Genomic DNA, 13191 nt, shown 5'->3' on the forward strand with positions numbered 1-13191 from the left:
CGCGAATGCGTTCCTGCTCATCGAACGCTGCCCACAAAAGATGTCTGAGTCGGGATCAAGACGCCGATAGCAGGATAACGCCCGCGATCAGGATCCCGCATCCGGCCAGCCGCCAGGATCCGACGGCCTCGCGCAGGAACAGCATTCCCATCAGGGCACCAACCATCATCGACATCTCTCGCATAGGGGCCACGAGGCTGAGCGGTGCACCGCCGGTCAGCGCTGCGAGGACGAGGATGTAGGAAAGCGGCGACAGCAATCCGACACCAATTGCTGTCGCCCAATGACCTCGCATCGCCTGGAAGGCGCGACGGGGATTGGCGAGCACCAGCGGCAGGAGAAGACAGAATCGCAGCAGGTTCGAAAACCAATCCAGCACCACTGGGGCGATGCCGAGAGATTTCACTGCAAAGGCGTCGACAACCGTATAGCAGGCAATGAGCGCGCCGGTGGCGGTGCCCCAACGCAGCCCCGCCTGCCCGCCAGGGCGGGTGAAGGCGGCCAGTTTTCCCTGAGTGGCAATCAACAGAATACCGGCGACGACCAGTGCCAGCCCGAGCAAACCCAATCCGGTTGGCGTTTCGCCAAAGATCAGGAAGGCCCCGATGGTCGACAGCATCGGCCCGGTGCCCCGTGCGACCGGATAGACCACCGACAGATCGGCCACCTGATAGCCGCGCTGCAGGCACAGGCTATAGGCCAGATGGATCAACCCGCTGATCAGCACGAAGCCGATGCCGACGGGAGTCCAGACGATGTCGCCATGCAGCAACAACCAGATCACCCATGGCGCATAGGCGACGCAGGCGACCAGGTTATAGGCGAAGACGAAAACCGGCCCGACCGAAGCCGCCCGCTTGGCAAGCAGGTTCCAGGTTGCATGGACGAAGGATGCGAGAACGACAAGAGACAGCGCGGCAAGTGTCATTGAGACCCCCTTATGCGCTCCGGCCCATCCGGCAGCGCGGTTGATCTCGACGTCTCCTCCCCTGGGCTTTTATCCCTTGGGTGCAGCCAGGGAACTCCCCCGGTCTCTGCAACGCTCGGTCCTGCAGTGGCCCAATGATGGGCGACCCGGAACCCTAGTTACCACTCAGTCGATAGCCTATCTGTACTCCCGCTTCCGGCGGCTTTTCACGGCTCGCTCTGCCGAAAAGCCATGATCGAGCAGAGATCATCCGGTCCTGTCCGGGATGCGGGCATGGTTCGGTGTGCCTGGGTCCAGGCTTTTGGGGAGATACCCATGCCGCGCTGGTTGGGTGCTGCTCCTGATCGCCGTGAATTTATGACCCAACCGATCGCAAGGCGCAGGTTTGCGACGGAGTTGTCGGTCCTTGCTCTGGTGCTTCTCGCGGCGCCAGCACTGTCCCGGGCCACCGGCCTCACCCCGCAGTGCGACGTGACTCACGGTCAGCCCGATTGCAGCGCATCAATCCAGATATGCCCGTGGTGCAATATCTCAAGCCACTGGCGAAGATCGGCTTTCTCGCGAGAACTCAAGCAGGGCAACGCATTGCGGAAATCGTCATGATCCTTCTCGCGAGATTGCTTGGCCTTGAAGAGCAGGACGATATGCGGTGCCAGATATCTGATCCCGCGAGCTGTTGTCCGAATGGCCTCCGCTCTCTGCATCGTGAGGGATGGATCCCGTTTGTAGACCCACAGGTCGGGTGATCCCCGATCAACCATCATATCCACACGCCAGCACCCTGCATCCATATCCGCCCCCCATTGCTGCCACACATCCGCGGGAAGCGAAGCTGCAGGGGCAAGAGAACTCAGCTTGCCGTCCATCACGGCAAAGAACTCGAGATCCGACAGGATGGTGCGGTAATGCTGTGCCTGGTTGGCGGGCGCAGAGAATTCCAGGTCCTCATGCGCTCGGGTTTGCGCACCATGCCACAAATCCAGTGCCCAACCTCCTACAACATACCAGTCGCCAGCAGATCCACCCAGTCGGTTGTGCAGATCAATCGGATCCCACGGGTCCCAGGCGTCATCTGGCGGCGGCTGCATTGGGTCGTTACTTTCTTCCGGACCGGGACGGTCTCATATGGGACTATCTCTCGATGTTCAGGGATATTGGCCTCGCTTTCCAGCCGTATCTCGAAATCACGCGACACCTTCCCTTGCACGAATCTTCTGCTTGATGCGTGGCATTGCAGTTGCGGCGATCAGGCTGGCAAGGATCCCGCCTGCGGCCAGCCAGAACGCGCGTAGGGTCCGCGCAAAAGCGATCAAGCACACATGGAGATCAGCCGGCATGTCGTCACCTGGACAAGCTTTGAACGAAGCTTCCGAGGCGCCGGAACCACTCGGCGCTCAACGACGCGCCTGATTTTTGTTGAAAATTCGCAGACAAATGCGTGTAGAAACCACTCCCCAGAACGTGCTGAGAGAAAGCCTCCGGAGGCGCGGTTAAGCCACGACGGCGGGGCCTATCCAAACTCCGAAAACGGGTCCTGGATGGCGCGGGGATCCCTGGGAGGAGGAGGGGATCCCCGCTGATTTCCGCGGCTCAGGGAGGAGGAGAGCCTCTGGAAAGCTATCAGCTAGATATGTGCCATCGATGATACGACAAGACTACTGCCATGATTGGGAGTCGGTCATGCATAGATTGCATGGTCGTTGGGTGTCGGACATTGTCGGATGGCGATAGGTGTGCCACCCAATCCGCAGCACCACCGAGGTACGCATTTCATTCCGTGACCAGTCGTTCCCTCTCGACATATCGTCACCCTAAGATTATCTATAATTTATGATAGTTGGAACCAAAGACACTCTGGCTGACAGGATCAGTCGCGAATTGGCGGAGCGCATTATCACAGGCGTGATCGGTGCGGGTGAAAAGCTGCGTCAGGACCATATCGCCGAAGAGTTCGGTGCGAGCCACGTCCCGGTGCGCGAGGCTTTCCGGCGGCTGGAGGCGCAAGGGCTGGCAGTCAGCGAGCCGCGCAGGGGCGTTCGTGTTGCGGGCTTTAGTCCGGCCGAGGTGCGCGAGGTTGCCGACATGCGGGCCGCGCTGGAGACACTCGCCCTGCGAAATGCAGCCCCGCACCTGACCCGCGCCATACTGGATAAGGCGGAAGAGGCCACGCGGGCGGGCGATCACGCGCGCGACGTGCGGGTCTGGGAGGAGGCAAACCGTGCCTTTCACCGGCTGATCCTGGAGCCCTGCGCCATGCCGCGCCTCATGCGTAGTATTGACGATTTGCATGCCGCCAGTGCCCGGTTCCTGTTTTCAGGCTGGCGCGCGGAATGGGAGGCGCCGACCGACCGCGATCATCGCGCCATCCTTGCCGCGCTGCGGGCCGGGGATGTGATGGCGGCCTGTGCCGTGCTGGCCCGGCATGTGCAGTGGACCGGGCCCAAGGCAAAGGCGACTGCCAAGGTCTAAGAGCGCGCGCTTTCAGAATATCTATAATATTACAGCAGGGCTTGCGCCAGTGGAGGGAATGTGACCTCATGCGGCGATGGATTCGTAATATTATAGATAATATGGAGGCGACCACCCATGATGCCCGTGACCCCAACGACAAGCCCGCTGACCGGACCTGCACGGTTCGGACGGATCGCCCGCCCGCTCGCACTTTGCGCGGCCGGGGTTGTGGTGATGACCCTCGCCGCCAAGGTGCAGATCCCGTTCTGGCCGGTGCCGATGACACTGCACACTCTGGCGGTCATGGGCTTTGCGGTGGCGCTTGGGCCGCGCCTCGCGGTTGCGATCTTCATGGGCTATCTCGCCGCCGGCGCAGCCGGACTGCCGGTCTTTTCCGGCTCGCCCGAGCGCGGGATCGGGCTGACCTATCTGGCGGGACCGACCGGCGGCTACCTTGCGGGCTACCTGGTTGCCTCGGGGTTGACGGGCTGGCTGGCGGCGGGCCGTGCCACCCTCGGGCGCATCGGTGCGATGCTGGCGGGGCTGGCGGCGGTCTACGGGATCGGCGCGGCGTGGCTTGCGGTGTATGTGCCTGCGGGCCGGATCCTGGAACTGGGCGTCGCCCCCTTCCTGTTCGGCGATCTGGTCAAGATCGGGCTGGTTGCGGCGGTTGCAGGCGTGGTGCCAGGGTTGCTGTCCCGCCTGCGGGGGCGGCTCTGATGGCGCTCGATACCACCACCGACGCGGCCCTGCGCCATGACTGGACCGTTGACGAGATCGCCGCGCTGCACGAGTTGCCGCTGCTGGAACTGGTCGGCCGCGCCAACGCCGCGCATCGCGCGCATCACGATCCGAACCGGCTGCAAAAGGCGAGCCTCCTGTCGATCAAGACCGGCGGCTGCCCCGAGAATTGCGCCTATTGCCCGCAATCGGCGCATCACCGCGAGGTCGACCTGACCCGCGACCGGCTGATGGATCCGCAAAAGGTGATCGGCATGGCCGCGACCGCCAGGGCCGCCGGGGCGGAACGGTTCTGCATGGGCGCGGCCTGGCGCCAGGTGCGCGACGGGCGCGACTTCGACGCGGTGATCGACATGGTCGCGGGCGTCCGTGCTCTCGGGATGGAGGCCTGCGTTACGCTGGGCATGCTCAAGCCGCATCAGGCCGAGCGTCTCGCGGCGGCCGGCCTGACGGCCTACAACCACAACCTCGACACCAGCCCTGAATTCTACGGCAAGATCATCACCACGCGCACTTATGAGGACCGGCTGGAGACCCTCGCTACTGTGCGCGCCTTCGGGATCGAGCTGTGCTGCGGCGGTATCATCGGCATGGGCGAGACGGTGCACGACCGCGCCTCGATGCTGCAGGTGCTGGCGGCGATGACGCCGCATCCCGAAAGCGTGCCGATCAACGCGCTGGTGCCGGTGGCCGGAACGCCGCTGGAGGGGCGCGCTCCGATTGATCCGCTGGAACTGGTGCGCATGGTCGCGACGGCGCGGCTGGTGATGCCGGGATCGACCGTGCGGCTGTCGGCGGGACGGGCCGCCCTGAACCGCGAGGCGCAGATTCTGTGCCTTGTCGCCGGAGCGAATTCCATTTTCTACGGCGACACGCTGCTGACCACCCCCAATGCCGGGATCGGCGAGGATGCCGGACTGATCGCGGCGCTGGCCGCACCGGTCCGGTCAGGCGCCGCCTCGGCGGCCTGACCGTAGCCCCTCACACTGACCCAAACCTGTTCCTGCTGCCGCGCTTCGGAAATCGCGGCGGCGGGCCTTGCTTTGCTCATCCGGCGGGCCATCTGGCCACGGCGCAAGATTATCGGGCACCTTCTGGCGGGACTTCTGATGAATCGTACCTACTTTGGCGCAAGCTGGTGGACGCGGGCTTAGGAGCTTTCCGCCGGTGTGATGGTGCTGATCCGGGCCTTGCAGAAGCTGTTCATTGCATACGAATGCCGGTGAGCATCGTCGCTCTATGGCGCAAGCCAAGGCAGTCCTGCCACTATGCCTGATTGTCTCGTTGGGCAGCCCATGACAGTAGCGCATCCAAAGCGGGGCAAAGGGCCTGACCCCAGTCGGTGAGACCGTATTCGACCTTGGGAGGCACTTGATGGTGCACGATGCGCACCACGATACCGTCACGCTCCATCTGCCGGAGTTGCTGGATCAGCATCTTCTGTGACACCCCGGGTATGGCCCGCTCGAGATCTGAGAACCGTAAGATATTGCCACCGAAAAGGTGAAACAGGATCACGAGCTTCCAGCGACCTTCAAGCAGCTTCAGCGCGGATTCGACGCCTTCGGCGGCGCTCTCGCGCGTATGCTCTCCGGGCTTACGGGCCGGTAAGTACCCTACTTTTTTGTCCGTTCTTGTCATTTTTTCAGGTTAGGACGATCTGTTTCCGGTCGCAACAAGATCAGGAGACTTCCCATGTTGATCACCCTCCCAGGCCCGATCGCGAACTATTTTGCTGCCGACCGGCACGATGCCGATGCAGTGATCGCGTGCTTCACGGATGCTGCCATCGTTCTTGACGAAGGCGAAACCTACGTCGGGCAAGCGGCGATCCGGCAGTGGAAAGCGGCTGCCTCAAAAGAATTCAACTATACCGTCGAGCCCTTCGCCGTGACCGAGCGAGATGGCTGCTTTGTCGTTAAGGGTCATGTCTCGGGCAATTTTCCGGGCAGTCCGGTCGATCTGCGCTATGTTTTCGCCCTTGAAAGCGATCTGATTGCCAGGCTGGAGATCGCAATATGAGCTTCGATTTCGGGCTGGCGGGCAAGCGCGCTCTGGTCACCGGCGGGACAAGGGGTATTGGAGCCGCTGTCGTTGAAACACTGGCAAATGCAGGCGCACGAGTGGCAACGACAGCTCGCAGGTTACCGACCGTAGCTGTTCCCGGGGTTCATTTCGTTGCGACTGACATTGCCACTGCCGATGGCTGCGCAACCGTTGCCCATGACGTTCTCACTCACCTGGGCGGCATCGATCTGATTGTCCATGTCGTTGGCGGTTCATCGGCACCTCCAGGCGGCTTCGCCATGCTGAACGATGAAGAATGGATGAAAGAGCTTAGCCTCAATCTGATGCCTGCCGTTCGCCTGGACCGGGCATTGCTGCCCGGCATGGTCGAGCAGGGGTTTGGTGTCGTCGTGCATGTCACCTCGATCCAGGGGCGTTTGCCGCTGCCGGAATCGACCACCGCCTATGCTGCGGCCAAGGCCGCGCTGTCCACCTATAGCAAGAGCCTGTCGAAGCAGGTTTCGCCGGATGGGGTGCGAGTACTGCGCGTCTCCCCCGGATGGGTGGAAACCGAGGCGGCAGTCGCGCTTGCCGAACGCCTCGCGGTGGATGTCGGCACGGATTACGAGGGCGGCAAGCAGATCGTGATGAACGCGCTTGGTGGTATCCCTCTGGGGCGTCCCGCAAGACCGCAGGAGGTCGCCAATCTGATCGCCTTCCTCGTTTCGCCGCTCGCTGGCGCGATGACTGGGACGGAAATAACCATCGACGGCGGGACAACTCCCGTCGTCTGAAAGAGCTTCCAGCGGTGTGGTTTTCGCTAGCGGAGAGCAGATCAACTGGGCAGACCGGGATGATCGGTTCTGCGCGATCAGGGCGCAGTTCCCTCCATCATGGCCGCCAGTCGGCTCGGCCGCCCGCCCGGTGTCAGGGCAGGGCAATGCCTATGCCAGTGACGGCTAGGGTTGGGGGACGTTTTGCAGGGCCTTTCAGATCACATAGGCAGACCGATGCGGAGGTTCTGACATGGCATCAGGGCGTTCGGACCGGCGTCATCCTGCGGGCAAGTCCACACCTGAGCTTCTGAAACCGAACAGGACTTCCCGCTCCTCCCGCGACCGGGCCATCCGCTGCCGGGCTTCCTCAAGAATCTTCGGGCGGGCGCGGTCCGGCAAACCGGCGTCAAAAGGCGGTGCCGGTGCGTATTCCAGCGACAGCTGAACTGTCTCTGCCTCATCCTGTCCCATCAATTCCGCGATGATGGACAGGCCAAAGTCAATTCCCGAGGTAACGCCTCCTGCGGTGATGACATTGCCATCGCGCACGACACGACCTTCTGTAGGAATTGCGCCAACCTGCTCAAGAAGATCCATGGCGTTCCAGTGCGTTGCAGCCTTTCGCCCCGCCAAAACCCCGATCTGCCCGAGAACCAGAGAGCCAGTACAGACCGAGGTCACGAAGCGAGCCCGCTGCGCTTTGTCGCGCAGAAAGTCGAGCGTTCCGGTGTCGGTGAGGAGCGCATTCACGCCGCCACCGCCCGGCACGCAAATCACATCGAAATCCGGTGCGTCTGCAAAGGTCATGTCTGGCGTCAGCCAAAGCCCGGTCGAAGCGCGTAAAGGTTCGAGGTCCTTCCATACGAGGCTGACTTCGGTGTCCCGGGCCGATGCGAAGACTTCATAGGGTCCCGTCAGGTCGAGCTGTTGAACGCCCGGAAAGCAGAGAATGCCGAAACGCAATGTCATGGTTTATCTCCTGTCTTGACCCGGAAAGCATTGCAGGAAAAAGTTTGGCATGAATGCCAATCGACCCTCAGTTTCGGCCAAAATCGATGTCACGACAAATCGAGATTCTTGTCTTTCCCGATGCCCAAGTGCTTGATGCTACCGGGTCGGCGCAGGTATTCGCTTCGGCAAATATGTTGGCTGGGAAGCCTGCGCCCTATGAGGTTGCGCTGGTTGCGGAGGCAGGGGAGGTGACCTGCAATTCCGGGATCACACTCGGGTGCCAGCTCCTGTCCGACAGCAGGCCCGCTCCGGACACCGCAATCGTAGCGGGTGGCAGCGGTGTAAGCATCGCCTGCAAACGTCCCGCGCTGATTGACTGGGCAAAGCAACGTGCCAGCCGTGTCCGCCGGATGGCTTCGGTCTGCAGCGGGGCTTTTCTGCTCGCCGAAGCAGGTTTGCTTGATGGACGACGGGCCGTAACGCACTGGCATCGTTGCGACGAGTTCGCCGCGCGTTTTCCGAAGGTTCGGCTGGAACGTGATCCGATCTTCGTGCGGGATGGGACGATCTGGACATCGGCAGGCGTTACTGCTGGAATCGATCTCGCACTCGCCATGGTCGAAGAGGATCACGGCCGGAAGCTGGCTCTCGCTGTTGCACGTGAGCTCGTAGTGTTCCTGAAGCGGCCGGGCGGGCAGTCACAGTTCAGTGCACCACTGGAGCTTCAGGGGGTGGACGACCGTTTCTCGGAGCTCCACGCCTGGATCTCGGAAAACCTGAGGCGCACGCTGACCCTCGACATTCTGGCCGAGCAGGCAGGGATGAGCCTGAGATCCTTTGCCCGTCATTATCGGCAGCGCACCGGCCGTACCCCGGCCGAGGCGGTTGAGATTATTCGTCTGGAGCGGGCACAGGGCCTGTTGGAGTCGGGAACATCGGTCGCAGCCGCTGCGCGCAACTGTGGGTTTGGTTCAGCGGAGACGATGCGCAGGGTCTTCCTGCGTCGCTTAGGGGTAGGGCCCCGGGACTGGCAGATGCGGTTTCACGGATGAAGTGCGCCGGCAGGCGACTGTGATCGCCAGTACCAGCCGCAAGCATGAAACTGAGAGTGTGAGTCGTGCTGAGGACAATTGGTCGTCCGAGCAACTGTCATTGACGGGTGCTGCACCAGTCACGCACTCTGACACGTATCAAGGTGAGCGAGGGCAACATGGAGCGGAGAGCACTCTTTCCGGCGCGCGCGCGGACAACTGCGGATCGGCTCAAGCTGTCCCCGGGGATCATATCCGGCGATCATGTCTTTGTAACAGGTATGACCGGAAGCTGTGCGGATGGTACCATGCCTGAGGTGCTGGAGGATCAGTTCCGGCAGGCGTTTGACAAGATTGTCGCCGTTTTGCGCGAAGCCGGATTGGAATTTGATTCTGTGGTCGAAATGACCACCTACCACATCGGCTTGAGGGAGCATTTCGGCAGGTTTTGCGCAATCCGTTCAGAATACGTATCAGATCCATACCCTGCCTGGACCGCAGTTGAGGTCGCCGGTCTGCGCAGGGAAGGTGCCGTGGTCGAAATCAGAGTTGTTGCGGCCCTTGGCCAGAGCTGATCTGAATAGCCGTCAAGCACTTCAAATTTCGCACTGAGAGACCAGCGGCAATGGAACAGAATTGTCAGCGGGCATATCCCACGCAGATCGCACCGGCGACGACCACCACACATGCAAACAAGCGCCTCTGGGTCAGGTGTTCCCCAAGAAACGCCCATCCGATCAGGGCTGCGAAAATCACACTGGTTTCGCGCAGTGCGGTGATCGGCCCCGCAGGGCCGAGCGCAAATGCGGCCAACACCGCGCCATAGGCCAATAGCGAGACCATGCCGCCGCCAATCGCTTTCCAAGTGTCCGGTGCACGTGGATCGATCTGCAAGCTGCCGCGCATCGCCAGGAAGGTCAGGACCATCAGGCTGCCGTAGAGAATGTAGATCCACACGGCATAGCTGCCCGCATGTCCGGCGATCCTCACCCCTCGAGCATCCACTGTGGCGTAGGCCGCGATGAAGAGGCCTGTCAGGACTGCGTAGGCGAGCGATGTCAGCGAGGCCCGACCCTTCCCTAAGGAAAGGGCCATGATCCCGCCCGCGATCAGCCCAATGCCGAATAGCGCGACAGGCGGAAGCTGTTCCGACAGGAACAGATAGCCGCCCAGGGTAACCAGAATCGGAACACTGCCGCGCACAACGGGATAGACTTGGCCGAGGTCGCCATACCGGTAGGCCCGCACCAGAAAGCAGCAATAGCCAACCTGAAGCAGCGACGAGCCGATCAGCCAGGGCCATGCCGCAGCAGGTGGCAGGGGCAGCACAAAGGCAAAGGGCACCGCGACGATGACCATCGACAGGCTCATCACCGTGATAGTCCAGAGCCGGTCTGCACCGGATCTCAGAAATGCGTTCCACGTGGCATGGAGAATGGCGGCGAACAGCGCCAGCGCGATGACGGTTGTTGTCATGGGGTGATGCCTTCGGCCGCCAGAAGCGCCATGGCCGCAGCGCGCGCGGTGATCATGGCGGCTGCACCCTGACCGGCATGCGCCATCAGAACTGCCCCCTCAATCAACATCAGCAGCGCCGATGCAAGGAAATCTGCACGGTTTTCAGCTACTTCGGTCCGAAGGATAGCGGCCATCATCTGCTGGTGATGCATCTTTTGCGCGACCGCGCGCTGGTGGACCGGGTTCTCCGCGTCGCCGTATTCAGCGATAGCATGAGCGAAGATGCAGCCGTGGAAATTCTTCCGTTTCACCCAAATCTCATACCAGTCGAAGATCGCAGCCAGTTTTATGCGCGCCGGTCCTGGCGCCTCGGCCAGTCTGTCGAGTTGCGCATCAAAGCGTTCGGCCCTCTGGTCGAGGACTTCCAGGATCAGATCGTCCTTTGACGGGAAGTTCCGGTAGAGCGTCATCCGGGCCACATCGGCTTCGGATATGATGCGATCAATTCCGATGGCATGGAATCCCTCCCGCTTGAAGCAGGCGTAGGCGGTATCGACAAGATGCTGGCGTTTGTCAGGGCGGGGCATGTCAAACTTCAAAAGAGATAGATCAGTCTATCTCTTCGGTCTGCGCAGCATCTGTCAAGATTGTCATTCATCAAGCGTTCGAAACCTGCCTGAGCGACGCCAGCGCTGGATGCACAGGAAGCTGATGTGCTTCCCTTGAAGTCCCTGAGCTGCGGTTTGACTTGGCCTCAATCCGGCTGACAGCTTTCGTCGTTCCTTTGAAGTCGCTCCCCCCAATCCCGCATCGCTATCAGGACGGGGGCAAGGGAAACGCCTGACGCGGTGAGTTCATATTCCACCTTCGGCGGCACCTCGGGGTAGACGATCCGGTTGATGACCCCATCCGCCTCCAGTTCGCGCAACTGCAGTGTCATCATGCGCGGGGTAGCGGCGGGAACAAGCCGACAGAGCGCGTTGAAGCGCAGCTTTCCTTCCAGCAGGTGAAACAGGATCACCGGCTTCCAGATGCCGCCGATGACCGACAGGGTTGCCTCGACCGCACAGCCTGTCTTGTCAGCCCGCCGGCGTGTGCGCTTGATGGGGGTACTATCATTCATGATACTACATGCGTAATTTGTGTGTACTTCATAGATATGACTTGTACCCCTATGGTGGGTCCCTGAAAAGGAGACACTCCGCATGCAGCGATACATTCTGACCGGAAACGAAAACCCTCGCCTCAAACTCACTCAGGGTGACGTGCGTCCACCGGAAAAAGGCGAGGTCGCCGTCGATCTGCGCGCCGCTTCGCTGAACTACCGGGACCTGGTTATTGCCCGGAACTTCAAGGACGTTGTTCCGCTCTCCGACGGGGCGGGCATCGTATCTGCCGTTGGCGAAGGTGTAGACGGCTGGAAGGTCGGCGATCGCGTCGTGATCGGCTTCATGCCCGGATGGGTGGAAGGTCCGATCACTCCCGCCAAGAAGGCGACAAGTCTTGGTGGCCAGACGATGGACGGCGTCCTGACGGAACGTATTGTCGTTCCCTCGAACAGTATCGTGCGCATTCCCGATACGATGACCTTCGAAGAGGCCGCGACCTTGCCATGCGCCGGGGTGACCGCGTTTTCGGCCCTGTTCGAGCGGCGGCCCTTGCAGCCAGGTGAAACGGTCCTCCTGCTCGGAACGGGTGGCGTCTCGATCTTCGCCCTTCAACTCGCGAAACTGGCGGGTGCCCGTGTCATCATCACCTCCAGCTCCGACGAAAAGCTTGAGCGTGCCCGCGCGCTCGGGGCGGATGGCATGATCAACTATCGCCACACTCCGGCCTGGGAGGACGAAGTGCTCCGTCTGACGGACGGTGTCGGCGCTGACCTTGCGGTCGATGTCGCAGGCCCCGCGACGCTCAGCCAGACGCTCAAGGCCACCCGGTTCGACGGGCGTATTTCTCTCATGGGCGTGCTGACCGGCTTTGACGGCCATATCGATACAGGGGCGATTTTGGAAAAGCGGATCACGCTGCAAGGGATCTATGTCGGGCCGGTCGCCACACTCGCCGCCCTGGTGAGAACCGGCATCAAGCCGCAGGTCGATCAGGTCTTTCCGTTCGCAGAAGCTGAAGCCGCCTATAATGCGCTTCGTGATGCAGGACATTTCGGCAAACTGGTGGTGAACATAGGATGAAAATACCAATGCGAAGGGAAACCAGCGGCGCTGATTCTACCGACTTGAAAGCATGGCCGGGCGGGAGCGAGCTATCCGCGGCAGCTAAACGGGACGAAACCTCCGATTGCTGCGAGGGGGGTAACGTGACAGGATGATCAAGGAGTGTTGTCTCTCAGGATGAGTGAAACATGGACCCCATTGCCTTGCTGCCAGAAACAGTTTCCATGCCTCTGATTTATTGGGGTGAAATGCTCATGCGCGCCACTAGAGGCTGGACCTTGCCGTTGTGCGGACTGGTCATTGCTTTCGATGTGTGGCTCGGGCTGAAGCACAGTTGCGTCCGGATTTTCAACGTCATCCAGGTTGGCGGTTTTGTTGCCGGGTACCTATGGGCATTGTGGGTCTTTGAGCAAAAAGACGTTGCCGGACCCTTTGCATTGTCACTCGTAATCGGCGTGTGGAGCGTTTGCGCAATACTGTTTCATATTTGGCTTTTTGTAACCCATCACGTATTTTCAATTTGGCAGCGTGGCACCTGAACGACCCCTTCGGGCTTAGGCTGTGTGGAAACTCATCGCAGATGCCCTTTCACACTGTTTGGAGGATGTGGATGATCAGCTGCGGGGCGGATTTCTGCAGGACGCGGTTTGACCCCCTCTTTCAGGCCCTCACTGCCT

The 13191-nt window shown here is 61.1% G+C and carries 17 protein-coding genes; 9 read left to right on the forward strand and 8 right to left on the reverse strand.

Annotated elements, in window-relative coordinates:
• Positions 1-55: 55 nt before the first annotated feature.
• The 3 genes from D2T30_RS05710 to D2T30_RS23020 form a co-directional block, all read right to left on the reverse strand.
• On the reverse strand, positions 56-928 hold the full coding sequence (locus tag D2T30_RS05710) for a DMT family transporter (RefSeq protein WP_128208100.1): 873 nt from the start codon (positions 926-928) through the stop codon (positions 56-58).
• 482 nt (positions 929-1410) lie between these two features.
• Entirely contained in the window at positions 1411-2016 is a 606-nt protein-coding gene (locus D2T30_RS05715; protein ID WP_128208101.1) for a nucleotidyltransferase domain-containing protein, read from the reverse strand.
• A gap of 96 nt (positions 2017-2112) precedes the next feature.
• Positions 2113-2265, reverse strand: coding sequence for a hypothetical protein (locus D2T30_RS23020; RefSeq protein WP_164884224.1), 153 nt, complete (start codon positions 2263-2265; stop codon positions 2113-2115).
• A 493-nt stretch (positions 2266-2758) separates the two neighbouring features.
• On the opposite strand from D2T30_RS23020, the gene D2T30_RS05720 reads away from it, so the two are divergent.
• The 3 genes from D2T30_RS05720 (at position 2759) to bioB (ending at position 5091) form a co-directional block, all read left to right on the forward strand.
• Complete coding sequence (locus tag D2T30_RS05720; protein ID WP_128208102.1) at positions 2759-3397, forward strand: GntR family transcriptional regulator; 639 nt, start codon at positions 2759-2761, stop codon at positions 3395-3397.
• A 120-nt stretch (positions 3398-3517) separates the two neighbouring features.
• A complete protein-coding gene (locus D2T30_RS05725; protein ID WP_380728053.1) occupies positions 3518-4099 on the forward strand; it encodes a biotin transporter BioY in 582 nt (193 codons plus the stop codon).
• Positions 4099-5091 carry a biotin synthase BioB gene (bioB, locus tag D2T30_RS05730; protein ID WP_128208104.1) on the forward strand — a complete coding sequence of 331 codons (993 nt, stop codon included), beginning with the start codon at positions 4099-4101 and terminating at the stop codon, positions 5089-5091. The genes D2T30_RS05725 and bioB overlap by 1 nt, the downstream gene beginning before the upstream one ends.
• A 295-nt stretch (positions 5092-5386) precedes the next feature.
• On the opposite strand, the gene D2T30_RS05735 is transcribed toward bioB, so the two are convergent.
• A complete protein-coding gene (locus D2T30_RS05735) occupies positions 5387-5761 on the reverse strand; it encodes a winged helix-turn-helix transcriptional regulator (protein ID WP_128208105.1) in 375 nt (124 codons plus the stop codon).
• Between the two features lie 54 nt (positions 5762-5815).
• Between D2T30_RS05735 and D2T30_RS05740 the strand changes: the two genes are divergently transcribed.
• Both D2T30_RS05740 and D2T30_RS05745 read left to right on the forward strand, forming a co-directional pair.
• Positions 5816-6142, forward strand: coding sequence for a nuclear transport factor 2 family protein (locus D2T30_RS05740; RefSeq protein WP_128208106.1), 327 nt, complete (start codon positions 5816-5818; stop codon positions 6140-6142).
• The gene (locus tag D2T30_RS05745) at positions 6139-6921 is read left to right on the forward strand and encodes an SDR family oxidoreductase (RefSeq protein WP_128208107.1); all 783 of its coding nucleotides are present in this window, start codon (positions 6139-6141) and stop codon (positions 6919-6921) included. The genes D2T30_RS05740 and D2T30_RS05745 overlap by 4 nt, the downstream gene beginning before the upstream one ends.
• Positions 6922-7179: 258 nt before the next feature.
• Here D2T30_RS05745 and D2T30_RS05750 read toward each other — a convergent pair whose 3' ends face one another.
• Positions 7180-7872, reverse strand: coding sequence for a DJ-1/PfpI family protein (locus tag D2T30_RS05750; protein WP_128208108.1), 693 nt, complete (start codon positions 7870-7872; stop codon positions 7180-7182).
• An 86-nt stretch (positions 7873-7958) separates the two neighbouring features.
• Here D2T30_RS05750 and D2T30_RS05755 point away from each other — a divergent pair, with 86 nt between their 5' ends.
• Both D2T30_RS05755 and D2T30_RS05760 read left to right on the forward strand, forming a co-directional pair.
• Positions 7959-8906 carry a GlxA family transcriptional regulator gene (locus D2T30_RS05755; protein ID WP_206612869.1) on the forward strand — a complete coding sequence of 316 codons (948 nt, stop codon included), beginning with the start codon at positions 7959-7961 and terminating at the stop codon, positions 8904-8906.
• Positions 8907-9064: 158 nt separating this feature from the next.
• Positions 9065-9460 (forward strand): RidA family protein, encoded by a 396-nt coding sequence (locus D2T30_RS05760; RefSeq protein ID WP_128208110.1) that lies wholly within the window; start codon positions 9065-9067, stop codon positions 9458-9460.
• Positions 9461-9524: 64 nt separating this feature from the next.
• Here D2T30_RS05760 and D2T30_RS05765 read toward each other — a convergent pair whose 3' ends face one another.
• The 3 genes from D2T30_RS05765 to D2T30_RS05775 form a co-directional block, all read right to left on the reverse strand.
• Positions 9525-10361 carry a DMT family transporter gene (locus D2T30_RS05765; RefSeq protein WP_128208111.1) on the reverse strand — a complete coding sequence of 279 codons (837 nt, stop codon included), beginning with the start codon at positions 10359-10361 and terminating at the stop codon, positions 9525-9527.
• A complete protein-coding gene (locus D2T30_RS05770) occupies positions 10358-10930 on the reverse strand; it encodes a TetR/AcrR family transcriptional regulator (protein WP_128208112.1) in 573 nt (190 codons plus the stop codon). Before D2T30_RS05770 ends, D2T30_RS05765 begins: the two co-directional genes overlap by 4 nt.
• 167 nt (positions 10931-11097) lie before the next feature.
• Entirely contained in the window at positions 11098-11466 is a 369-nt protein-coding gene (locus D2T30_RS05775) for a winged helix-turn-helix transcriptional regulator (RefSeq protein ID WP_128208113.1), read from the reverse strand.
• A gap of 82 nt (positions 11467-11548) precedes the next feature.
• Between D2T30_RS05775 and D2T30_RS05780 the strand changes: the two genes are divergently transcribed.
• Both D2T30_RS05780 and D2T30_RS05785 read left to right on the forward strand, forming a co-directional pair.
• Entirely contained in the window at positions 11549-12532 is a 984-nt protein-coding gene (locus D2T30_RS05780) for a zinc-dependent alcohol dehydrogenase family protein (RefSeq protein WP_128208114.1), read from the forward strand.
• Between the two features lie 170 nt (positions 12533-12702).
• Positions 12703-13053 carry a hypothetical protein gene (locus tag D2T30_RS05785; protein ID WP_128208115.1) on the forward strand — a complete coding sequence of 117 codons (351 nt, stop codon included), beginning with the start codon at positions 12703-12705 and terminating at the stop codon, positions 13051-13053.
• Positions 13054-13191: the final 138 nt, after the last annotated feature.

This window comes from Paenirhodobacter populi (genome assembly GCF_004022215.1).
Taxonomy (GTDB): Bacteria; Pseudomonadota; Alphaproteobacteria; order Rhodobacterales; family Rhodobacteraceae; genus Rhodobacter; species Rhodobacter populi.

Coding starts and splice junctions, on each gene's coding strand:
- D2T30_RS05710 (WP_128208100.1), bottom strand. CDS start 928: ATGACACTTGCCGCGCTGTCTCTTGTCGTTCTCGCATCCTTCGTCCAT.
- D2T30_RS05715 (WP_128208101.1), bottom strand. CDS start 2,016: ATGCAGCCGCCGCCAGATGACGCCTGGGACCCGTGGGATCCGATTGAT.
- D2T30_RS23020 (WP_164884224.1), bottom strand. CDS start 2,265: ATGCCGGCTGATCTCCATGTGTGCTTGATCGCTTTTGCGCGGACCCTA.
- D2T30_RS05720 (WP_128208102.1), top strand. CDS start 2,759: ATGATAGTTGGAACCAAAGACACTCTGGCTGACAGGATCAGTCGCGAA.
- D2T30_RS05725 (WP_380728053.1), top strand. CDS start 3,518: ATGCCCGTGACCCCAACGACAAGCCCGCTGACCGGACCTGCACGGTTC.
- bioB (WP_128208104.1), top strand. CDS start 4,099: ATGGCGCTCGATACCACCACCGACGCGGCCCTGCGCCATGACTGGACC.
- D2T30_RS05735 (WP_128208105.1), bottom strand. CDS start 5,761: ATGACAAGAACGGACAAAAAAGTAGGGTACTTACCGGCCCGTAAGCCC.
- D2T30_RS05740 (WP_128208106.1), top strand. CDS start 5,816: ATGTTGATCACCCTCCCAGGCCCGATCGCGAACTATTTTGCTGCCGAC.
- D2T30_RS05745 (WP_128208107.1), top strand. CDS start 6,139: ATGAGCTTCGATTTCGGGCTGGCGGGCAAGCGCGCTCTGGTCACCGGC.
- D2T30_RS05750 (WP_128208108.1), bottom strand. CDS start 7,872: ATGACATTGCGTTTCGGCATTCTCTGCTTTCCGGGCGTTCAACAGCTC.
- D2T30_RS05755 (WP_206612869.1), top strand. CDS start 7,959: ATGTCACGACAAATCGAGATTCTTGTCTTTCCCGATGCCCAAGTGCTT.
- D2T30_RS05760 (WP_128208110.1), top strand. CDS start 9,065: ATGGAGCGGAGAGCACTCTTTCCGGCGCGCGCGCGGACAACTGCGGAT.
- D2T30_RS05765 (WP_128208111.1), bottom strand. CDS start 10,361: ATGACAACAACCGTCATCGCGCTGGCGCTGTTCGCCGCCATTCTCCAT.
- D2T30_RS05770 (WP_128208112.1), bottom strand. CDS start 10,930: ATGCCCCGCCCTGACAAACGCCAGCATCTTGTCGATACCGCCTACGCC.
- D2T30_RS05775 (WP_128208113.1), bottom strand. CDS start 11,466: ATGAATGATAGTACCCCCATCAAGCGCACACGCCGGCGGGCTGACAAG.
- D2T30_RS05780 (WP_128208114.1), top strand. CDS start 11,549: ATGCAGCGATACATTCTGACCGGAAACGAAAACCCTCGCCTCAAACTC.
- D2T30_RS05785 (WP_128208115.1), top strand. CDS start 12,703: ATGGACCCCATTGCCTTGCTGCCAGAAACAGTTTCCATGCCTCTGATT.